Annotated in this window: 17 protein-coding genes and 1 tRNA gene; 11 read left to right on the top strand and 7 right to left on the bottom strand. The window is 64.8% G+C overall.

Translation table 11 applies throughout. The features are described 5' to 3' along the window. Positions 1–6 precede the first annotated feature (6 nt). The 5 genes from pheT to FA87_RS05550 all read left to right on the top strand — a co-directional run bounded on the left by pheT (position 7) and on the right by FA87_RS05550 (position 4,363). Entirely contained in the window at positions 7–2,388 is a 2,382-nt protein-coding gene (pheT, locus tag FA87_RS05530) for a phenylalanine--tRNA ligase subunit beta (RefSeq protein WP_043692942.1), read from the top strand. A 1-nt stretch (position 2,389) separates the two neighbouring features. Next, the gene (gene ihfA, locus FA87_RS05535; protein WP_036114917.1) at positions 2,390–2,689 is read left to right on the top strand and encodes an integration host factor subunit alpha; all 300 of its coding nucleotides are present in this window, start codon (positions 2,390–2,392) and stop codon (positions 2,687–2,689) included. Continuing rightward, positions 2,670–3,026, top strand: coding sequence for a MerR family transcriptional regulator (locus FA87_RS05540; protein WP_036114913.1), 357 nt, complete (start codon positions 2,670–2,672; stop codon positions 3,024–3,026). The genes ihfA and FA87_RS05540 overlap by 20 nt, the downstream gene beginning before the upstream one ends. Before the next feature lie 46 nt (positions 3,027–3,072). Beyond that, a tRNA-Pro gene (locus FA87_RS05545) sits at positions 3,073–3,149 on the top strand. A 242-nt stretch (positions 3,150–3,391) separates the two neighbouring features. Beyond that, positions 3,392–4,363 carry a LysR substrate-binding domain-containing protein gene (locus tag FA87_RS05550; RefSeq protein WP_081996472.1) on the top strand — a complete coding sequence of 324 codons (972 nt, stop codon included), beginning with the start codon at positions 3,392–3,394 and terminating at the stop codon, positions 4,361–4,363. A gap of 127 nt (positions 4,364–4,490) precedes the next feature. On the opposite strand, the gene FA87_RS05555 is transcribed toward FA87_RS05550, so the two are convergent. From FA87_RS05555 to FA87_RS05565, 3 genes are read right to left on the bottom strand one after another with little or no spacing between them, the layout of a single operon-like run. Next, positions 4,491–6,662, bottom strand: a complete 2,172-nt coding sequence (locus tag FA87_RS05555; RefSeq protein ID WP_043692944.1) for a PQQ-dependent dehydrogenase, methanol/ethanol family — start codon at positions 6,660–6,662, stop codon at positions 4,491–4,493. Positions 6,663–6,688: 26 nt separating this feature from the next. Next, the gene (gene aldA, locus FA87_RS05560; RefSeq protein WP_043692954.1) at positions 6,689–8,128 is read right to left on the bottom strand and encodes an aldehyde dehydrogenase; all 1,440 of its coding nucleotides are present in this window, start codon (positions 8,126–8,128) and stop codon (positions 6,689–6,691) included. 40 nt (positions 8,129–8,168) lie between these two features. After that, positions 8,169–9,347: an alpha-hydroxy acid oxidase gene (locus FA87_RS05565; RefSeq protein ID WP_043692956.1), complete on the bottom strand. Its 1,179-nt coding sequence runs from the start codon at positions 9,345–9,347 to the stop codon at positions 8,169–8,171. A 274-nt stretch (positions 9,348–9,621) separates the two neighbouring features. Between FA87_RS05565 and FA87_RS05570 the strand changes: the two genes are divergently transcribed. Both FA87_RS05570 and FA87_RS05575 read left to right on the top strand, forming a co-directional pair. After that, positions 9,622–10,365: a hypothetical protein gene (locus FA87_RS05570; RefSeq protein ID WP_043692959.1), complete on the top strand. Its 744-nt coding sequence runs from the start codon at positions 9,622–9,624 to the stop codon at positions 10,363–10,365. A 152-nt stretch (positions 10,366–10,517) separates the two neighbouring features. Next, on the top strand, positions 10,518–11,468 hold the full coding sequence (locus tag FA87_RS05575) for a sensor domain-containing diguanylate cyclase (protein ID WP_043692961.1): 951 nt from the start codon (positions 10,518–10,520) through the stop codon (positions 11,466–11,468). Between the two features lie 44 nt (positions 11,469–11,512). Here FA87_RS05575 and serA read toward each other — a convergent pair whose 3' ends face one another. Beyond that, a complete protein-coding gene (gene serA / locus FA87_RS05580; protein ID WP_036114897.1) occupies positions 11,513–12,748 on the bottom strand; it encodes a phosphoglycerate dehydrogenase in 1,236 nt (411 codons plus the stop codon). A gap of 115 nt (positions 12,749–12,863) precedes the next feature. Here serA and FA87_RS05585 point away from each other — a divergent pair, with 115 nt between their 5' ends. Continuing rightward, positions 12,864–14,246, top strand: a complete 1,383-nt coding sequence (locus FA87_RS05585) for an FAD-binding oxidoreductase (protein WP_036114895.1) — start codon at positions 12,864–12,866, stop codon at positions 14,244–14,246. 18 nt (positions 14,247–14,264) lie between these two features. Here the strand turns inward: FA87_RS05585 and FA87_RS05590 are convergent, their stop codons facing one another. The 3 genes from FA87_RS05590 to FA87_RS05600 are packed head-to-tail and all read right to left on the bottom strand — an operon-like array spanning position 14,265 to position 17,289. Then, positions 14,265–15,284, bottom strand: a complete 1,020-nt coding sequence (locus FA87_RS05590; protein ID WP_081996474.1) for an acyltransferase family protein — start codon at positions 15,282–15,284, stop codon at positions 14,265–14,267. Next, a complete protein-coding gene (locus FA87_RS05595; RefSeq protein ID WP_043692967.1) occupies positions 15,281–16,573 on the bottom strand; it encodes an MFS transporter in 1,293 nt (430 codons plus the stop codon). The genes FA87_RS05590 and FA87_RS05595 overlap by 4 nt, the downstream gene beginning before the upstream one ends. Positions 16,574–16,575: 2 nt before the next feature. Then, positions 16,576–17,289: a methyltransferase domain-containing protein gene (locus FA87_RS05600; RefSeq protein ID WP_043692970.1), complete on the bottom strand. Its 714-nt coding sequence runs from the start codon at positions 17,287–17,289 to the stop codon at positions 16,576–16,578. A 170-nt stretch (positions 17,290–17,459) separates the two neighbouring features. On the opposite strand from FA87_RS05600, the gene FA87_RS05605 reads away from it, so the two are divergent. From FA87_RS05605 to pip, 3 genes are all read left to right on the top strand, one after another. Next, positions 17,460–18,656 carry a glycosyltransferase family 2 protein gene (locus tag FA87_RS05605; RefSeq protein ID WP_052191161.1) on the top strand — a complete coding sequence of 399 codons (1,197 nt, stop codon included), beginning with the start codon at positions 17,460–17,462 and terminating at the stop codon, positions 18,654–18,656. A 58-nt stretch (positions 18,657–18,714) separates the two neighbouring features. Then, on the top strand, positions 18,715–19,374 hold the full coding sequence (locus FA87_RS05610; protein WP_043692973.1) for a polysaccharide deacetylase family protein: 660 nt from the start codon (positions 18,715–18,717) through the stop codon (positions 19,372–19,374). Between the two features lie 77 nt (positions 19,375–19,451). Beyond that, a complete protein-coding gene (gene pip / locus FA87_RS05615) occupies positions 19,452–20,408 on the top strand; it encodes a prolyl aminopeptidase (RefSeq protein ID WP_043692978.1) in 957 nt (318 codons plus the stop codon). Positions 20,409–20,432: the final 24 nt, after the last annotated feature.

Raw genomic sequence — 20,432 nt, forward strand, 5'->3', positions numbered from 1 at the left:
GCTCCCATGAAATTCTCCGAAAACTGGCTGCGCGAGCTGGTCGACATCGACGCGGATCGCGCGGCGCTGGTTCACGCACTCACCATGTCCGGCCTGGAAGTCGAGGAAGTCACCGAGTTGGGTGATGGTCTCGACGGCGTGGTCGTCGCCAGGATCGTCGAAGCCACCAAACATCCCGAAGCCGATCGCCTGCAGGTATGCAAGGTCGACGCCGGCACGGGTGAGCTGGTGCAGATCGTCTGCGGCGCGCCGAACGCGCGCGCGGGTATCCACGTACCGCTGGCCACTGTCGGCAGCACGCTGCCCGGCGACGTGCACATCAAGGCGGCCACGCTGCGCGGCGTCGAGTCGTTCGGCATGCTCTGCTCGGCGAAAGAGCTTCGCCTCGATGCGGATGCCTCCGGTCTGCTCGAACTGCCGGCCGATGCGCCGGTCGGCAAGCCGCTGGCGGAATACCTCGGTCTGCCCGACGCCAGCATCGAACTCAAGATCACGCCGAACCGTCCGGACGTACTCGGCCTCAACGGTCTGGCGCACGATGTGGCGGCGCTTTTCGGCAGCCGCGTCAAAGCGATCGGTGTGGGCGACGTCGCCGTCACCGCCAGCGCCACGCGTCCGGTCCGTCTCGAAGCCGGTGCCGACGCGCCGCGCTACCTCGGTCGCATCATCGAAGGTATCGACGCGAGCACGGCGTCGCCGTTGTGGATGGCGGAGCGTCTGCGCCGCGCGGGTATCCGTCCGATCAGCGCGGTGGTCGACGTCACTCAGTACGTGATGCTCGAGCTCGGTCATCCGATGCATGCGTTCGACAACGACAAGCTGACGGGCTCGATCGTCGTCCGTCATGCGGGGCAGGGCGAGACCCTGAAGCTGCTGGATGGCAGCGAAGCCAAGCTCGATCCGTCGTTCGTCGTGATCGCCGATGAGGCCGCTCCGCTTGCCGTCGCCGGGGTGATGGGCGGTTTCGACTCGCGCGTCACCGATGCGACGCGCACCATTTTTCTCGAGGCTGCGCACTTCGCGCCGTCGGCCATCATGGGTCGCGCGCGCAAGCTCGGGCTCCACACGGACGCCTCGCATCGCTACGAACGCGGTGTCGACCCGGCCCTGCCGAAGCGCGCGATGGAACGCGCCACCGAACTGCTGCTGCAGATTGCCGGCGGCCAGGCCGGTCCGGTGACGGTCGCCGAGCGACTCGAAGACCTGCGCGAGCACGCGCCTGTCGTTCTCCGTCATGCGCGTCTGCGTCGCATCCTCGGTATCGACGTCGCCGCCGCCGAAGTGACCCGCATCTTCACCGCGCTGGGCATGGGCGTCGAGGAAATCGCGGACGGCTGGAAAGTCACGCCACCGAGCAGCCGCTTCGACATCGAGCGCGAGGAGGACCTGATCGAAGAGGTCGCCCGTATTCATGGTTACGAGCGCATCCCGACCCATATCCCCGCCGGTCAGATCGCCCTGCGGTCCGAGCCGGAAGCGCGCCTGAGCGAGATGGCGCTGCGCGACCAGCTGGCCGCGCGTGGCTATTTCGAGGCGGTCACGCTCTCGTTCCTCAGTGCCGACCTGCTGAAAACCTGGGGCGTGGATCACGCCTGGGTACCGCTCGCCAATCCGCTGTCGGCCGACCTCGCCGTCATGCGTACCTCGCTGTTGCCGGGTCTGGTCGAAGCGCTGCGTCACAATCGTGCCCGCCAGCAGGAGCGCGTTCGTCTGTTCGAAGTGGCGCGCAGCTTCCACGCGACGGGCGGTGCCCCGGACGAGATCGGCCGGGTGGCCGTCGTCGCTTCAGGCAATGCACGGGCGGAGCAGTGGGGCGAAGCGTCCCGCACGGTCGACTTCTTCGACCTCAAGGGTGACCTCGACGCGCTGATCGCTCACACGGGTGAGCCGGCCCGCTGGTCGGTCGACACCGACGATCTGCCGTCCTGGCTGCATCCCGGGCGTGGCGCACGCGTACTTCGCGACGGACTGCCGGCCGGTTACTTAGGTGCCCTGCACCCGGCACTCGCGAAGGCCCTGGATCTCGGTCCGGATGTTCATGTGATGGAGCTGGCCCTCGAGCCGGTACTGGCCCGACGCCTGCCCAGCGCGGCGCGCGTGGCCCGGTTCCCCGCCGTGCGTCGCGATATCGCGGTCGAACTGCCTGACGACGTCTCCTGGTCGGCCGTCGAGGCAGCCGTTCGTGGCGCCCTCGGCGAGGTCCTGCGTGAGATCCGCCTGTTCGACCGATACGCCGGGAAAGGGATCGACGAAGGGCGAAAGAGTCTCGCTATGGGCTTGATTTTACAGGACGCTTCACGCACCCTTACCGACGAAGATGCCGACGCTCGTGTGGCAGAAGCGGTGGGGGCATTGGAGAAGACATGCAAGGCAAGATTGCGAGGATAAGATGGCGCTGACCAAGGCGGAAATGGCCGAGCGGCTTTTCCTCGACGTAGGTCTCAACAAGCGTGAGGCCAAAGAGTTCGTTGACGCGTACTTCGAAGTCGTTCGTGAAGCTCTCGAGCGGGGCGAGCAGGTCAAGTTGTCGGGCTTCGGCAATTTCGATCTGCGTCAGAAAAATCAGCGGCCGGGTCGCAATCCCAAGACCGGCGAAGAAATTCCCATCTCTGCCCGGCGGGTCGTCACCTTCCGTCCTGGCCAGAAACTCAAGGTAAGAGTCGAGGGCTATGCTGGATCCAGGGAATAACACCGAACTTCCGGCGATCCCGGCGAAGCGCTACTTCACCATCGGTGAAGTAAGCGAGCTTTGCGGCGTCAAGCCGCATGTCCTTCGCTACTGGGAGCAGGAATTTCCGGCCCTGAAGCCCGTCAAGCGTCGCGGCAACCGCCGCTACTACCAGCGTCACGACGTGCTGATGATCCGCCAGATCCGCTCGCTGCTGTACGACGAAGGTTTCACCATTACCGGTGCGCGCGCACGCCTCGAGGGCCCCCAGGCCCGTATGGAAGCGAGCATGTCGCACCAGATCGTCCGCCAGGTCCGCCTGGAGCTCGAAGAAGTCCTGACCCTGCTTCGTCGCTGACCCGCTTCCGCAGATCGCGGCGTTGCTGTTACAATCGTTTGCTCGTCGGGGTGTAGCGCAGCCTGGTAGCGCACTACGCTGGGGGTGTAGTGGTCGCGAGTTCGAATCTCGCCACCCCGACCATTATTCGAAAAGGCGTCCCTCACGGGGGCGCCTTTTTTCGTTGTGGCCGTACCAGCCACTGGCGCAGCCGTGAACTCCCGGACCACCGATACCTTTTTCGACTTCCGCTGGAACTCCGTCGTGACCTCCAGACGCGAATGCTCCGTCGCGACGTCGCAGCGCTGCTGGCAACGTGGGCGCGCTGATCTTCAATTCCTTGCGTACGCTGCTAATGTGACCTTCTGAAAAACAGAGGCCCGCGGATGAATTTTCCACGCCGTCCGTCGAACGACGGGCTCGATCACCGGTTGCACTCGCTCGAGCAGAACAACGTACGTCTGCCTTCGACGGCGCATCTGAGGGCGCTGGAAGCCGCCGCACGATTAGGCTCTTTCGAACGCGCGAGTTATGAGCTGGCAGTCACGCCCAGCGCCGTCGCCAAACGCGTCGCCGGACTCGAGTCCCTACTCGGTGTAAAGATGCTTTCGCGTACAGGCCGCGGCGTCGAGCCCACCGCTATCGGCCGCGAATACCTCGAGCAGGTCAACGTCGCGCTCGGTCTGCTGACGCGCTCCGCGTATCACCGCCGCGATTCATCATCACGTCGACGGCTGCGTGTCGCCACGCCACCGACGTTCGGGCGCGATCTTCTCGTCCCGCACCTGCATGCTTTCACTCAGCGGTATCCGGACATCGAACTCGAGCTGATGCCGTCCATCCCGTATCTCGACATCACGGCGCCGGGTTGGGATGTGGAAGTGCGCTTCGGTGACGGACGCTTCGAGGGCGTGGACAGTGAGCGCCTCACCAGCGAGACCGTTTTTCCCGTGGCGAGTCCTGCTTACCTCGCGCAGATTCGTTTCGACTCGCCGGCCGACATGATTCGCCGCGCGATCCTGCTGCGCTGTCCGCTCGAGCCTTGGGGGCCATGGATGCGCGCCGCCCGCACCGAGACGGGGCAGGGCGATACCGCCGAACCGACGGACGGCCATCGGCTGATGGACCTCGGCATGTTGATGGAGGCGGCGCTGAATGGTCATGGGGTGGCGCTGGTGCGGCGGAGTCTTGCGCGGCGGCATCTGCAGAACGGCAAGCTGATCAAGCTGTTTGCGATCGAAGCGGAACCGGCGTATGCCTATCACCTGTGCTGGCACCGCGTGGCGGAGCCCGACGAGGCGCGAGGTGCGTTTATCGCGTGGTTGCGGGAGGTCTGTGTGGAGGCGCAGAGGCCTTAACCGCGATGACCCAAATGTAGGAGCGCGCCCCGCGCGCGATGCTTTTCCGTGTGGAAAGGCATCGCGCGCAGGGCGCGCTCCTACCGATCAAGGGGAATCGCGCGTGGGGCGCGATCCCCGGGATTTATTACGGCTGTTGCGCGGCGCGCGGTTCCCTGGTCGGCGAGTCCTTCAGGTCGTGGGCCCGCTTGATCAGGTACTGATGCACTTCTTCCACCTGCTGCATGGTGAGGCCGTCGGCGAACGAGGGCATGCCGTCCATGACGCGGGCGCCGTAGACGATGGCGGCGAAGCGCGCGTGGTTTTCCTTCGACAGGAGGCGCAGGTCGGGCAGCACGCCGCCGGAGACCGCGTTGATGCCGTGGCACTGCGAGCAGTTGGCACCGAACGCCTTCTGGCCTTCGGCGATCTGTTCCGGTGTGCCCGTGAGAGGCGGCGGATCGAGCTTGTGGTCGGCGTACTTGTACTTGAAGTCCGGCAGCTTGGCGGTGCCGCCTAGCTTGTAGGTTAGGACCTGTGCGTTAGGCAGCACACCGGCGTTGAGCGAGATGCCGCCTTCGAAGGTGGAGAACGCGCCGCCCCAGCCGACCATGAAGGTCACGTACTGCTCGCCGTCCACCGTATAGGTGATCGGTGCGGCCATGACGCCCGTGTTGGCCGGCTGCTCCCAGAGTTTTTTACCCTTGTCGGCGGAGTACGCCACGACGCGACCGTCGGCGGTGCCTTCGAAGACGAGGTTGCCCGCGGTGGACAGCACGCCACCGTTGAAGATCGTCTTGTACGGGACTTCCCAGACCATCTTCTGCGTCTTCGGGTCCCAGGCGGTGAGCTTGCCGCTCCAGGTATTGGCCAGTTCGCGCAGCTCCTTCTCCGCCTCGGGCACCATGCCGGCATCCGCACCGAGCTGATAGGCGCTCTTGAACTTGCGACGCGGCGGTTCCTTAGCCAGATCCTGGTAGTACGCCGACATGATGTGCGTCGGGATGTAGACCAGACCCGTATCCGGGCTGTACGACATCGGCTGCCAGTCGTGCGCGCCCCAGAACGCGGGCTGTACCAGGTGCGGCTTGTGTTCCGGATCCTTCCAGTATTCGGCGCTTTGATTGACCTTCGGACGACCGGTCTTCATGTCGACACCACTGGACCAGCTGAGCGGGATGATGTTCTTCGCCGACAGCAGCTTGCCGTTGGTGCGATCGATGACGTAGAAGTAGCCGTTCTTCGGCGACTGCATGGCCACCTTGCGCACTTTGCCGTCGATCTTTATGTCGGCAAGGATGATGTGCGCGGTCGCCGTGAAGTCCCAGGCGTCGCCCGGGGTGGTCTGGTAGTGCCAGGCGTACTCGCCGGTGTCCGCATGGATCGCCACGATGGACGACAGGAACAGGTTGTCGCCCTTGCCTTCGCTGCGGAACTTCGGATTCCACGACGACGCGTTGCCCACGCCGATGTAGAGCAGCTTCAGTTCGGGGTCGTACGACATCGAATCCCATACGGTACCGCCGCCACCCTGCGTGACGAACGCACGACCGGTCCACGTCGGACGGGCGATTTCCATCGCCTTGTTCTCGGCCGGCTTGTCCGGATCGCCCGGTACCGTCCAGAAGCGCCAGTCCTGCTTGCCGGTCTCGGCGTCGTACGCGGTGATGTAGCCGCGCGTCCCGTACTCGGCGCCACCGTTGCCGATGATCACCTTGCCTTCGACGATGCGTGGCGCGCCGGTGATCGAGATACTGCGCGTGGTGTCGTAGCGCGTATCGACCGACCAGACCTTCGTGCCGGTCTTCGCGTCGATCGCCTCGAGGCGGCCGTCGAGCACGCCCACGTAGACCTTGCCATTCCACACGGCCACGCCGCGGTTCACCGCGTCGCAGCAGGCTTCGCCTGCGCGTGCACGGTCCGACTTCGGGTCGTACTTCCATTTCAGCTGGCCGGTCTTCGCGTCCAGTGCGTAAACGATGGAGAAGGGGCCCGTGGTGTACATCACACCGTCGACGACGATGGGTGTCGCTTCGACGCCGCGATCGATGTCGATCTTGTACGTCCATGCCAGGCCGAGCTTGTCGACGTTCTTGTCGGTGATCTGCTTCAACGGGCTGTAGCGCTGCTCGTCGTACGTGCGTCCGGTGGTCATCCAGTTGCCGGGTTCCTTGTCGGCATTGACGATGCGCGCGCCGTCGACGGCGGCCGGTCCCCTGGCGGCATCCTGGGCAAAAGTGGTGGACCCGCCGACGAGGGCGAGGGCGAGTGCCGTCGTCATCGTCAGGAACCGGGCTGGCTTTCCGCTTGCTGGTTTCATGGTGTCTCCCCTCGTGTGTCGCGCCATCAGTCGTGCTGGATGTAGACGACGTGCGTTTCGGTGTATTCGTAAAGGCCGTGCTTGCCGTCGGCGCCGCCGATGCCCGACTTGCGACGACCGGCGTGGAAGCCCTGCATGGCTTCGAAGTTTTCGCGGTTGACGTACGTTTCGCCGAATTCGAGATCGCGCACACCACGGAAGGCGCTGTTGAGATCGCGCGTATACAGCGACGAAGTAAGGCCGTAGTCGGAGTCGTTGGAGTAGGCGACCGCCTGTTCCAGACCGTCGACCAGCACGATCGGCAGGACCGGACCGAAGGTCTCCTTACGGATGATTTCCTGATCGTTGTCTTTCGCAATCAGCACGGTCGGCTCGTAATGGAAGCCCTGGCCGAGGTCGGCGACCTTGCCGCCCGTGATCACTTCGTTGCCCGCGGCGACGGCTCGCTCGACCGCACCGCGTACCTTGTCCAGGCCTGCCTTGTTGATCAGCGGGCCCATGCCGACGGATGCATCCGCGCCGGGATCGCCATAGGTCGTGGCGACCATGTTCCGGCGAAGCTTCTCGACGAATTCGTCGGCGACCTTGCGGTCGACGTAGACGCGCTCGGCGCAGTTGCACACCTGTCCGGTGTTGATCACTCGCGAATCGGTGATGGCCTTCGCGGCGAGGTCGAGGTCGGCATCGGCCAGCACGATCGCCGGCGCCTTGCCGCCCAGTTCCAGGTTCACGCGGGTGAGGTGCTTGCCCGCCGTCTGCATGATGCGGCTGCCGGTCTCGACGCTGCCGGTGAAGCTGATCAGGCCGACGCCCGGGTTGTCGGTCAGTGCCGCACCGGCCTTGGCACCGGTGCCGCCGATGAGGTTGAACACGCCCTCGGGCAGGTCGGTCTCCGCGACCAGCTTCGCGAACTCGAACGCATTGAGCGGCGTTTCTTCGCTGGGCTTGATCACCACGGTATTGCCGGTGACCAGTGCGGGAGCCATCTTGCGGGCGATCAGGAAGAACGGGAAGTTCCACGGCAGGATGCCAGCGACGACGCCGATCGGCTTGCGCAGCAGAAAAATGCTTTCGCCCGGGCGGTCGCTGGTGAGCACCTCGCCTTCGAGACGGCGCGCCCATTCGGCCATGTAATCGATGTAGTCGGCGGTGAAGTCGACCTCGACCGCGGCGAGACCCTGCGTCTTGCCTTGTTCGGCGACGATCAGCGCGGCCAGGCGCTCGCGATGCTGGCGCACCTTGGCCGAGATCGCGCGCAGTGCATTGGCGCGCTGGATGGCGGGCAGCTTCGACCACGCCGGCTGCGCCTTGCGCGCGGCGTCCACGGCGGAGGCCACGGTACCGGCGGAGGCTTCCGGCACATGGCCGAGCACGGCCTGCGTTGCCGGGTTGGTGACCTCGACGCTGCCATCGGACGAGTCGCTGACGAACCGTCCGCCGATGTAATTCTGGTAGCTGCTGCTCATGTCGTTTCCTTGGGTACGCGCGCCATACGGCGCGGGGTGTTCAAGCGGTGGGGCGAAGCGGGAGCCAGGGCTCACCGCGTTCGTCGAGAAGAATGGAACGATCGAGGGCGCGCACCGAGGTGTTGCCGGTCAGCGCCATGCTGACATCCAGCTCGCGCCGCAGGATCTCGATCACCCTGGTCACGCCTTCCTGGCCCATGGCACCGAGGCCGTAGAGGAAGGCCTTGCCGATGAGGCCGGCACGCGCGCCGAGGGCCAGCGCTTTCAGAAGCGCCTGGCCGGTCTGGATGCCGCCGTCGAAAAGGACCTCGATGTCGTTGCCGACGGCGTCGACGACACGGGGCAGGGCGTAAGCGGAAGCGACGGCGCCATCGAGCTGCCGCCCGCCATGGTTGGAGACGACGATCGCGTCGACGCCCGCCTTGACCGCTGAGCGTGCGTCATCGGGCTCCATGATTCCTTTGAGGATCAGCTTGCCCGGCCACAGGTCGCGGATCCAGCCGATGTCGTCCCAGGTCAGTCGCGGATCGAACTGATTGCCGATCCACTGCGCGAGCGTCGTGAGGCCATCCGCCCCGTCGATCTGCCCGGCCAGATTGCCGAACGAGCGACTCGGCGCGGACAGGACGCCGCTCACCCAGCGTGGCTTGCCGAGGATGTCGACGAGATTGCGCATCGTCAGCTTCGGCGGCACCGTCATGCCGTTCTTGATCTCGCGATGGCGCTGACCCTGGATCTGCAGGTCGGCGGTCACCATCAGCGCGGAGCAGCCCGCCTCGCGGGCACGGGTGATGAGCGACCTGGTAAAGCCGCGGTCGCGCATCACGTAGATCTGAAACCAGAACGGGTCCTTCACCGCCGCGGCGACCTGTTCGACCGAGCAGATCGACATGGTGCTCAGGCAGAAGGGAATGCCCGCGGCCGCCGCCGCGCGGGCGGCGAGGATCTCACCCGAGCCGTGCGTCAGGCCGGTGAGGCCGGTCGGCGCGATCGCCAGCGGCACGGACAGCGGCTGACCGACGACGTCGGTGGTCAGGTCGCGGCGGTCCACATCGATCATGACTCGCTGGCGCAGGTGGATCCGGTCGAAGACGGCGCGGTTGTCGCGCAGCGTCACTTCTTCATAAGAGCCGCGGTCGTCGTAGTCGAAAAACGCGCGAGGCACACGTTTGCGGGCGAGATCCCGAAGGTCGGCGACGCAGGTGATCGGAGTGGGCATGCTGGACCATCGAAACGAAAAACCTGCCGGATGCTAGGCAGGCGGTCGCTGCGCCTGAACGAAATAATTTCCTGTCAGGCAAGCGCTCGTGGCGGGTCTTTATGCTGCGGTGCGGAAGGAATGGCGCAGACGCTCTGCAGCGCCGCCCGTTCGCCAGATCGCAGCGCAGCATAGGCGTGCTGCGCATAGCTGGTTTTGTTTCGTAAGCGTTTTAACCCCGGAGGGGCGGCAGGGGCGTTGAACAGGAGGTCACCCCGTCGAGGTCGCGAAATCAATGAAGTCTTTCGTAAGCCGCCTGTTGCTTGCAGCCTCGTTCGTCGCCTCTCCGGCGGTGTTCGCCTGCACGCCCGTGTTCTGGCAGCCCACCGGTTTTTCCGTCGGCTACTCGGCCAGCGGCGCCGAACAGAACCTGCCGTCGAATGCGCGGGGTGCCCTGTATGTGGACGTTCGCGATGGTGTGCCTCACGCGCCCTCGCCGGATGATTTCATCGTCACCGACCGCACGACCGCTGAACGCCTTCATACGCATGTCGTGGGCCTGAAACGCCCGGACCGGGATGGCTACTACCTCGTCGCGCCCGAGGGCGGCTTCAGGTCGGGCCATGTATACGAGATCGCCACCTCCGGCTCAGCGCAGCCCGGTTCGACCTTCGCCCCATCGGTCCGCGTTGCCGTCGGTCCGCCGCTATCGCCCATCGAATTGGCCGATGGGGTACGGATCGTGACCCGAAGGGATAGCGGCGGAGGGCAGGCGACGGTGGTGGTTGACGTCGCCTATTCGGGCGAGGCCGAGCGCTACGCGCCGCGTCTGGCGAGGCAGGTCACGGCGCCGCGCATGGGCGACGTCGACGAAATCATCGGCCCCTGTGGGCCCGGGCCGCAGCTCCTGCTCGAGTCACCGGGCGGCTGCCATATCGTTTCGGCGCGCGTGGACTTCCCGGAGCTGACCGACGATCCCGTTACGGTGAAGGGGCTGGCATGCATGGGCTGGTTCGCTATTCCGTTGCCCGCCGCATGACCCGCCGAGAGTTTGCTCCAGCCTTCGGCCAGATGGCATGGAAGACCTGGCCGAGGCGGTCGCGCGGTGTTCTGGCGAGGATCCACTGGCGCCCACGTCGACAGCAGGCGATCATTCCGTCCGCGGCGAGCCTGCCGCATCGGGGGGAATGCATGAGTATCCAGGACATCGTTCGCGACGACGACGTCGCGGTATACAAGACGCTGCTCGAATCGACGCGCGCCATTCCATGGAAGATCGACTGGGCGACGCTGCGTTTTGCCTATGTGGGACCGCAGATCGAGGAGCTGCTCGGCTGGGCACCCGAATCCTGGATGACCGTGCAGGACTGGGCCGATCGCATGCACCCCGAGGACCGCGCGTGGGTTTTCGACTTCTGTGTCTCGCAGTCGATGGCGGGCATCGATCACGAGGCCGATTATCGCGCGCTGCGCAAGGACGGCACCTTCGTCTGGATTCGCGATGTCGTGCATGTGGTGCGCAATGAGGACGGCACCCCGAATGCGCTGGTCGGCTTCATGTTCGACATCAGCGAGCGCAAGCGCACGGAAGAAAAGCTGCTCAATATGCAGCGCGAGCTCGAAGAGCTGTCCTTCAAGGATGGGCTGACCGGCGTGCCCAACCGTCGTCGTTTCGACACCATGATGGAGACGGAATGGCGCGACGCCAGAGACAGTCACAAGCCCATTTCGCTCGTCGTCCTCGATATCGATTTCTTCAAGCAGTACAACGATCACTACGGGCATCTGGAGGGCGACGAGTGCCTGAAGCGCGTTGCTTCGGCGCTGTCCGACATCGTGCGTCGACCCGCCGACCTCCTGTGCCGCTTCGGTGGTGAGGAGTTCGTGCTGTTGTTACCGGATACCGACGAGGCCGAAGCGTTGGCGCTGGGATGGCGATGCCTCGATCTGGTCGACAAGGCACTGATCCCGCATGCGGGCATCGGTTCGGGCAAGCGCGTCACCATGAGCGCGGGCGTCAACAGCATCGTGCCGAAGGAGGGCGATGAGCTGTCGGCCTTCATCAAGCGCGCCGACCAGCGGCTCTACATGGCCAAGCAGCGGGGTCGTGCCCGGGTGGTCGCGGATGACCTGACCGTCTGAGAGGCCGGCTGGCTGATCCAGCCGGCTTTTCCAGTCATGGGATTTCAGTAAAGCACGCGTGCCCGAAGCGTACCCTCGATCGCCGCCAGCTCGTTACGCAGCGCCACGGCATGCTCTTCGCTGGTGGTCACGTCGATCACGACATAACCGACTTGCGGCGAGGTCTGCAGATACTGGCCGTCGATGTTGACCGCCGCTTTGGAGAACACCTCGTTGACCCGCGACAGCACACCCGGAATGTTCCGATGGATGTGCAGCAGGCGGCGGCTGGTCGGATGGCCCGGCAGGGACACTTCGGGGAAATTCACCGCCGAGAGTGTGCTGCCGTTGTCGCTGTAACGCACCAGCTTGGACGCCACCTCGATACCGATGTTCTCCTGCGCCTCGGCCGTGCTGCCGCCGACGTGCGGGGTCAGGATGACGTTGTCCATGCCGACCAGTGGCGAGACGAACGGATCGGTATTGCCCTTGGGTTCCACCGGGAACACATCGATCGCCGCACCGGCGAGGTGCTTCGTACGCAGGGCGTCGGCCAGTGCGTCGATATCCACCACGGTGCCGCGCGAGGCGTTGATCAGCATCGAGCCGGGACGCATGCGGGCGATCTCGGCAGCGCCGATGAGGTTCTTCGTCTGCGGTGTTTCCGGCACGTGCAGCGTGATGACGTCGGCGCGCTCGAGCAGGTCGTCCAGACTGGCCGCGGGGCGTGCATTGCCCAGCGAAAGCTTCGGCTCGACGTCGTGGAAGATCACGCGCATGCCCAGCGATTCGGCGAGCACGCCGACCTGGGTACCGATGTGGCCGTAACCGACGATGCCGAGCACCTTGTCGCGGACCTCGAAGCTGCCGGCGGCCGACTTGGACCAGCCGCCGCGGTGGCACTCGGCGTTCTTTTCCGGGATGCGGCGGACCAGCATGATCGTTTCGGCGATGACCAGCTCCGCCACGCTGCGCGTGTTGGAGTAGGGCGCGTTGAAGACCGGCACGCCCAGTCGCTCGGCGTCGACCGTATCTACCTGGTTGGTGCCGATGCAGAAGCAGCCAACGGCGATCAGGCGGCGGGCCTCCGCAAGCACGTCGGCGGAGAGATGCGTGCGCGAGCGGATACCGACGATGTGCGCATCGGCGATGCGCTCTTTCAGCTCGTCCTCGGGCAGTGACTTCTCGTGAAACTCGATCTGCGAGTAGCCGGCCTGGCGGAAGGTGTCGAGCGCGCTGCGGCTGACGCCTTCGAGGAGCAGCACCTTGATGTCTTCTTTCGGGTACGACGTGCGCTTCATGGCTGACGCTTCTGCTTCGCGGATTCAGGGCTGACCACTATGCCAGATCGTGACGCCCATGTTGCAGCGCACCCGGCGGACTGGCACCCTCGGTGGATACCCGAGCGAGACTCCCATGACCGACCCGCGCCTGGCCGAACTGGCCCGCCTCCTTCCCGAACTCAGGCTGTCGACCGATCCGGGCGACCTCGAGCACCATGGCCGCGACTGGACCCGTCGCTGGACGCCCGCGCCGCTCGCCATTGCCTACCCGGCGACCGTGGAAGAGGTGCAGGGCATCGTCCGCTGGGCGAGCGGGCAGGGCGTGGCCCTGGTGCCTTCGGGCGGCCGGACGGGCCTTTCCGGCGGTGCCGTGGCGGCCAACGGCGAGCTGGTGGTGACCCTCGACCGGATGAACCGCGTGCTCGACTTCGACCCGATCGACCGCACCCTGACCGTCCAGCCGGGCATCGCCCTGGAGGCCGTGCACAACGCGGCGAAGGAACGCGGATTGCTTTACCCGGTGGATTTCGCCGCGCGGGGCTCCTGCCAGATCGGCGGCAATATCGCGACCAACGCCGGCGGCATCCGCGTGATCCGTTACGGCAACACGCGACAATGGGTCGCGGGTCTTAAGGTCGTTACCGGGACCGGCGAGCTGCTGGATCTCAACCGGGGCCTGATCAAGAACGCGTCCGGCTACGACCTGCGCCATCTGGTGATCGGCTCGGAAGGCACGCTCGGCATCGTCGTCGAAGCCACCCTGAGCCTCACGTCACCGCCGCCGCCCTCGCAAGTGATGCTGCTCGCGGTTCCGGCGATGGACGCACTGATGAAGGTCTTCGCCGAGGCGCGCCACCGTCTCCCACTCGGCGCGTTCGAATTCTTTACCGATCGTGCATTGCTGCACGTGACGGCGCACGGTACGCAGCGCCCGTTCGACGAGGACTACCCGTTCTACGTCGTCACCGAATTCGATACCCCGGACGAGGCCGCCGAAGCCGCGGCACTGGCGTTCTTCGAGTTTTGTCTGGGCGAAGGCTGGGTGGTCGATGGCGCGATCAGCTCCAGCGATGCGCAGGCGGCGTCGTTGTGGCGTCTGCGCGAAGGGATTACCGAGTCGCTGGCGCCGCATAAGCCGTATAAAAACGACGTCTCCGTGCGGATTTCCGCGGTCCCGGCGTTCATGGCGGAGATGCAGGCGTTGCTGTCCGCTGAATACCCCCACTTCGATGTCGTCTGGTTCGGCCACATCGGTGACGGCAATCTGCATATCAACGTGCTGAAGCCGGCCGATCTCGACAATGCGGCCTTTGTCGAACAGTGCGAGCACGTCACCTCGCTGCTGGTCGACACGCTGCAGCGCCACGGGGGCAGTATTTCCGCTGAGCACGGTATCGGCCTGGTCAAGAAGCCCTGGCTAGGTAGTGTCCGCAGCGAAGCCGAGATCGCCCTGATGCGCGGGATCAAGTCGGTGTGGGACCCGAACGGCATCATGAATCCCGGGAAGCTGCTCTAAGGCGCTCCGAGCCAAGCGTCAGGCGACGCGCCGCAACAGCGGTATTTTCCTTGCCAGGTGAATCACGAGAGCCGTCGAAACGAAGACCGCGAGCCAGACGATCGGGATGCGGGCCCACCGCGTGGTCAGATCACTGTCGACGCGCAAGTGTTCCACATAGAGCCACAGGATCATGGGATGCAGCCCATAGATGCCGAGCGAACCGTCGGCGATCCACCGGATCGGCGTCATCAGCGGTGTCGGTACCCGGGTGATGGTCGTCAGCCATACGAAAGCGGACACGGACGACATCGCGACCAGAGGCGTCTGGTACGCGAAGAAGAACTCGTTCGGCTCGCCCCGGTATCCCGAATACAGGCACGTCGCCACGACGATACCCCCCACCGATGCCACGAAGACCAGCAGACATCGCCATCGGTCGGCCGGCGAGACGACCGAAGCGTAGCGAGTGAGATAGGCTCCCAGCACGAAGTAGCCGACGAATCCTGAGAACAGCTGCACGCCCAGGAACGATGGCGGATCCCAGTCTTCCGACACCAGCAGGCGCACCTGGTTGAGCACGCAGGACACCAGGAACCATAGCATCAGGAAGACCCTTGTCTCCGCTGGCGTCGACGCTCGCAACATCCTGCTCAGGAAGGGTGCGGAAAGATAGAGGCCCAAAGCCACGTAGAAGTACCAAAGGTGTCGGTACGGCTCCATGAGGTAATGGGCGACGTGAGCGGTCCATGAAACGGAGCGGTCACCGAAGACGACGACATACACGACGGTCCAGAACACCAGGGGCGGCACGACGCGCGACGCGCGGCGGCGATAGAACGTCGGGATCGGCTCGTCCTTCCACAGCAGCAATGCCCCGGACAACATGAAGAAGATCGGAACCGCAGCCCTGGCGACGGCGTCGTATGTCACGGATGGCAGCCACATCGGCCCGAACGCATAGAAATAGGTGGCGGCGGTGTGGACCAGCACCACCATGGCGCAGGCGACCGCTCGTGTGACGTCCATGGCGGGCGAGCGACCCGCTTGCGGTGTCATCCGACCGGTCTCGACGTCGAAGGACTCGACCGATGAGCGCGGGAGTCAGCGTGTAAAGCGGCACCGAGTCGATGCACATGCAGTGCCCCCAGGAGCACGCCAAGCGTGATCGCCAGCGACAGGATCAGGGTCGCGGATTCGAAACCCAGCGCGTCCATGAGACCGCCGGTCAGCAAGGCAGCGATGGGCGTGCCACACAACGTGGCCGCCGCAAAACGTGTCATCTCCTGGCCCACATCGCGTGACGGAACATGGCGTTGCAGCCACGACTGCGACTGGACGCCATGGCGGGCGGCGGCGACGGCAAGCAGGAAGAACGCCAGCAGCGTCATCGCCGGACCGCTTGCCTGATGAAGAACCAGGTAGGCGGAAGATGCGACGGCCCAGCAGGCCAGCATCCGGCGCACGGTACCTCGGAAGGAAGGCGCGACGCGCAGGGCGACCGCGCTGGCCACGCCGACACCGATGCACTGCACGACATAGATCAGCAGATAACTCCCGCCTCGATATCTGGCCAGGATCAAGGGCAGCAGGACCTGCACCGGACCGAACACGAGTACCGAGCTGGCGAAGACATAGGCATGGAACACGCGTGGGATGGCTGCGGCCCCGGTCGTGTCCGACGGTGTGACCCGTGGGCTCGATGGCCCGCCGGGCGATCGGCGGATCGGGGCATGGCGGCTCAGCGCAGCCAGCAATGGCAGGGAGCAGAAGACGCAGATCGCGTCGATGCCGAATGCCACGGCCAATCCCGCATCTCCCCGGGTGCCGAAGACCAGCCATCCGGCAACCAGCGGCAGTACCACGGTCGCCGCCGCCGAGACCAGCGCGAAGATCGCGTTGCCGATCGACAGCCAGCCTTTGCGGACATACAAAGTGAACACGGCGCGCCCGGCGGGAAATGCCACGGCCCAGACGACGCCACCGAGTACGGTCGACACGTATACGACGACGATCGACATGCCACCCAGCCAGACCAGCGACGCGATCGCCGCATTGGCGACGACGAAGAACCACCGACACAGGCGCAGCGTTCGCAACGGGTCGACGCGATCGAGCAGACGCGGGAAAGCCAGCAACAGACAAAGGCCCGGCGCAGCCTCGATCGCCATCGTGATGCCGAGGTCCCATGCTTTTCCGGTCAGCCGCATGACCAGAAACGGCAAGGCGACCAGCGTGAAACTGGCTCCGAGCGTGGTCGTCAGATTGTCCAGAAGCAGCAGCTTGAAACGTGGCTCCCTGCGGCCAATGCACCACACCCGCCGCAACCGGTCCATCGCTCCGATCATGCTCACGATCCGCTGGATCGATCCGCGTGCCGCATGAAGAACACATCGCCGTCGCTGTCCAGTCGCAGGCCGAACGCGGTGGCGATCGTTCGCAGTTTACGCTCGTCGAGCAGCCAGGCGGGCTCGACATCATCCACGCCGACATCGAGCACCCATCGCATACCGAGCCAATGCGTGAGGATGACGCCATCCTCCGCCAGTGCTTCGGCGATCGCAGCGAAGTAACGCTCGAAGTGCTTCTGGCAGCAGGCAAAGCTGCTCAGGTTGTTGTCGACGATGTAATCGAACGACCTTGCATCGAAAGCGTTGGCGAAGGCTTCGCCATGCTTGTTCATGAGCAGTGGCGTATAGCCGGGCAGGTCGAGCATCTGTGCATGTCGCAATTCATCGACGGACACCGTGACCGCGACAATGGCGCCGACTTTGTCCGCCAGCAGACTGGCGAGAGACGAATTGCCCGCCCCGACATGCAGGATGCGTTTGCCCGCCAGCGGAGCGTGCGTCAGCCAGCGATTGATGGCGATCTGGTCGTCGGTAGGCGGGCAGGACGAATAATCGATCAGTGGCCATGAAATGGCATCCGCGGCCGCGTTGTGGCGTTCGACCGTTGGCTCGATGCCGCAGTCGCCGAGAATGACACCGATGTCAAATCTTCCTGCGGACGACGGCGTGCAAGGCACGTTTTCGGAAAGAAGCTTTGGAGAAGAGGGTGCCATGTCGCCGGACTCCGCGAGGACGGATGATCAATGCAGGTGCAGCTTTCGCCGCCGTAAAAGGTGCCTGGATAAAAGACACTCGTCGGGGGATGGAAACTGTGCGGCTCCTCACAGATTGCCGCAGACCGGAACGACATGCTCGACGCCGACCTCATGACATCGTTGTCAATATGATCAGTCTATCGGTGCTTCTGGGCTTTATCGGCTTTTCGACTTTGCTTCTGGCGCTGTGTCTCTTGTTTCTGCTTGTCTGGTCGGTGGTGAAGGCGTTTCGTCCCGTGCAGGTCGCCACCCCGGGGGCGGCGACCTATCCGTTCGTTTCCGTTCTCGTGCCGTTCTTCAACGAACCCGAGGACTCGTTTCTGCGTACGCTCGACGCGATCGAGGCGACCGACTATCGCGGAAAGATGGAAGTCATCCTCATCGACGACGGTTCGAGCAATGCGACACCCGGCTGTCTTGCCGAATGGTTGCGACATCCCCGACGGAAGCACTACGTGCTGTGTTCGCTCGCGCGAAACAGTGGTGCCAAGGGGCGAGCGCTCGATGCGGCACTCCCCTTGATTTCGGCCGAGTCCGATGTCGTGACGGTGATCGACAGCGACACTGTCATTCTGCCGGGAGCCCTGCGGCTGGCGGTGGAGGCGCTGTACGCGTCGCCCACGCACGCGGCGGCCTGTGGCCTCATCGTGCCAGCCGGTCGCCACGATTCCTGGCTGCACAGCTTCCAGTTTTATGAGCATGTCGGCGCACTGGCGACGATCCGATTCGTTCAGAGCCGCATGGGGATGGTCAACGTCGTCGCCGGCGCGTTCTCCTTGCACAAGACCGCCGTGATTCGGGAGCTGGGTGGCTGGGGCGAGTGGCTGGTGGAGGACATTGCCTGGACCTGGCGAGCACTGGCACACGGCTACACCATCGGCTACGCGCCGGATGCCATCGCCTATACGGTCTGTCCTTCGACCTTGTTCGGACTGTTCCGGCAGCGACGTCGCTGGGCCCGTGGCAGGCTGGAATCGTTCCGTGTCGCCTGGCGGATATCCCGCGCGCATACGATGAAGATGTTGCCCTGGTGGCTGCTCTGGGCGCAATCGGCCCTTCTGCCGACGCTACTGCTCAGCATCGCCGCCGCCTGGCTCTACGACAGCAGGCTGCTGTTCGGTCTGGCTGTCGCGAACTGGGTGGTGATGGCTCTGCTGAACGGAGTCGCCTGTCTGCAGGCACGCCACAGGCTGAAGCTCGGCTGGCGGGACATGCTGCTGGTTTCGCTCTACAACACCGGCATCGATACCTTGTTGCTGCCGGCCAACGTGATCGGCCTGGTCGACGAACTGCGCGGCGGACGCAAGAGCTGGCTGACCCGCTGATCAGCGCCGGATGCAAGGCGAGACCAGGCTACGCTGCCCTTCTACCTGACGACACGGCATGGATTACCACGCATTTCTCTCCCAGTTTCCGGATACGTACATCGGCCGTGGTCGCACCGATCGACGCGAGATCGCTTTGACGTTCGACGACGGCCCGGGACGGGCGACATCGGCCTTGCTGACGACGCTGCGCGAGTGCGACGTGCAAGCCACCTTCTTCTGTGTGGGCGAGAAGGCACGCCGTGCGACCGACACGGTGCGGGCCATCGCACGTGACGGGCACGAGGTAGGCAATCACGGTTTCACTCATCGCGATCTGCGAGCGCTCGATCCCAGGACGTTCTGGATGACCGAGGTTCTGCCGGCCCGCTCGCTGCTGGAGGATGTGTCGGGCACGCCGGTGACGCTGTTTCGTCCACCCTTCGGCGAGATTTCCCCGGCCCAGACGGGGCGCCTCGCCGAAGAAGGCGTGACGCTCGTCGGCTGGTCGATCGATCCGCGCGACTGGGACGAGGTCGAGGCAAAGGACCACACCGGCCGTGTCGTGCGTCACGTGATCGAACAGGTGCACCCCGGCGCGATCGTGCTGCTTCACGATGGTGACGAGGGCGAAAGGGCCCGTCCCGCGATCGCCGAGGTCGTCAGGCTCGTCGTGCCCGCGCTGCGAACGATGGGTTTCAGCTTCGTCACCGCCGGTCGCCTGCGGGACGCCCGGTAGCCGCAGCGCTTCAGGTTGGCAGGCGGCGGTGCGCCCATTAGCCTATTGGGCCCGCCTTCTCCACAGGACCCGCCCCCATGGCCCAGGATTCTCCCGACCTCTACCCGTCGATCGAGCCCTTCAACAGCGGCACGCTCGCGGTTTCGCCGCTGCACACGCTCTATTTCGAGGAAAGCGGCAACCCTCAGGGCAAGCCGGTGGTCTTTCTCCACGGCGGCCCGGGTGGCGGCACGAATCCGCGTTGCCGTCGCTTCTTCGATCCGAAGAAGTACCGCATCGTGCTCTTCGACCAGCGTGGCTGTGGCAAGTCCACACCGCATGCCGAACTCACCGACAACACGACGTGGGATCTGGTCGCCGACATCGAGCGCCTTCGCGAGCATCTGGGTATCGACACGTGGCAGGTCTTCGGCGGCTCGTGGGGCTCCACGCTGGCGCTGGCCTATGCCGAGACGCATCCGGATCGCGTGAGCGAACTCGTTTTGCGCGGCATCTTCATGCTGCGTCGTTCGGAACTGGAGTGGTTCTACCAGGGCGGTTGCGACCAGCTCTATCCCGATGCCTGGGAGACGTATCTGTCGGCCATTCCGCAGGCGGAGCACGGCGACCTGATCAGCGCCTACCATCGCCGGCTGACCAGTGAAGACCCGGCGGTCCGCGTGGCCGCGGCACGGGCGTGGTCGGTGTGGGAGGGCGCGACCAGCTACCTGTACCAGGACGAGGGGCATATCGCGTCGAGCGGCGAGGACGAGTTCGCGCTCGCGTTCGCCCGGATCGAATGCCACTACTTCGTCAATGCCGGCTTCTTCGAGGTCGACGGCCAGCTGTTGCGCGACGTGAGCAAGATTCGCCATATCCCCACGGTGATCGTGCAGGGACGTTACGACGTGGTCTGTCCCGTGCGTAGCGCATGGGATCTGCATCGCGCGTTCCCGGAAGCCGATCTGAAGATCGTGCAGGACGCGGGGCATTCGGCGTTCGAGCCGGGGATCATCCAGGAGCTGGTACGGGCTACGGATCGGTTTGCCGGCTGACAAAACAGGTAGGAGCGCGCCCCG

The organism is Luteibacter sp. 9133, assembly GCF_000800155.1.
Classification (GTDB): Bacteria; Pseudomonadota; Gammaproteobacteria; order Xanthomonadales; family Rhodanobacteraceae; genus Luteibacter; species Luteibacter mycovicinus.

Coding starts and splice junctions, on each gene's coding strand:
- pheT (WP_043692942.1), top strand. CDS start 7: ATGAAATTCTCCGAAAACTGGCTGCGCGAGCTGGTCGACATCGACGCG.
- ihfA (WP_036114917.1), top strand. CDS start 2,390: ATGGCGCTGACCAAGGCGGAAATGGCCGAGCGGCTTTTCCTCGACGTA.
- FA87_RS05540 (WP_036114913.1), top strand. CDS start 2,670: ATGCTGGATCCAGGGAATAACACCGAACTTCCGGCGATCCCGGCGAAG.
- FA87_RS05550 (WP_081996472.1), top strand. CDS start 3,392: ATGAATTTTCCACGCCGTCCGTCGAACGACGGGCTCGATCACCGGTTG.
- FA87_RS05555 (WP_043692944.1), bottom strand. CDS start 6,662: ATGAAACCAGCAAGCGGAAAGCCAGCCCGGTTCCTGACGATGACGACG.
- aldA (WP_043692954.1), bottom strand. CDS start 8,128: ATGAGCAGCAGCTACCAGAATTACATCGGCGGACGGTTCGTCAGCGAC.
- FA87_RS05565 (WP_043692956.1), bottom strand. CDS start 9,347: ATGCCCACTCCGATCACCTGCGTCGCCGACCTTCGGGATCTCGCCCGC.
- FA87_RS05570 (WP_043692959.1), top strand. CDS start 9,622: ATGAAGTCTTTCGTAAGCCGCCTGTTGCTTGCAGCCTCGTTCGTCGCC.
- FA87_RS05575 (WP_043692961.1), top strand. CDS start 10,518: ATGAGTATCCAGGACATCGTTCGCGACGACGACGTCGCGGTATACAAG.
- serA (WP_036114897.1), bottom strand. CDS start 12,748: ATGAAGCGCACGTCGTACCCGAAAGAAGACATCAAGGTGCTGCTCCTC.
- FA87_RS05585 (WP_036114895.1), top strand. CDS start 12,864: ATGACCGACCCGCGCCTGGCCGAACTGGCCCGCCTCCTTCCCGAACTC.
- FA87_RS05590 (WP_081996474.1), bottom strand. CDS start 15,284: ATGACACCGCAAGCGGGTCGCTCGCCCGCCATGGACGTCACACGAGCG.
- FA87_RS05595 (WP_043692967.1), bottom strand. CDS start 16,573: ATGATCGGAGCGATGGACCGGTTGCGGCGGGTGTGGTGCATTGGCCGC.
- FA87_RS05600 (WP_043692970.1), bottom strand. CDS start 17,289: ATGGCACCCTCTTCTCCAAAGCTTCTTTCCGAAAACGTGCCTTGCACG.
- FA87_RS05605 (WP_052191161.1), top strand. CDS start 17,460: ATGATCAGTCTATCGGTGCTTCTGGGCTTTATCGGCTTTTCGACTTTG.
- FA87_RS05610 (WP_043692973.1), top strand. CDS start 18,715: ATGGATTACCACGCATTTCTCTCCCAGTTTCCGGATACGTACATCGGC.
- pip (WP_043692978.1), top strand. CDS start 19,452: ATGGCCCAGGATTCTCCCGACCTCTACCCGTCGATCGAGCCCTTCAAC.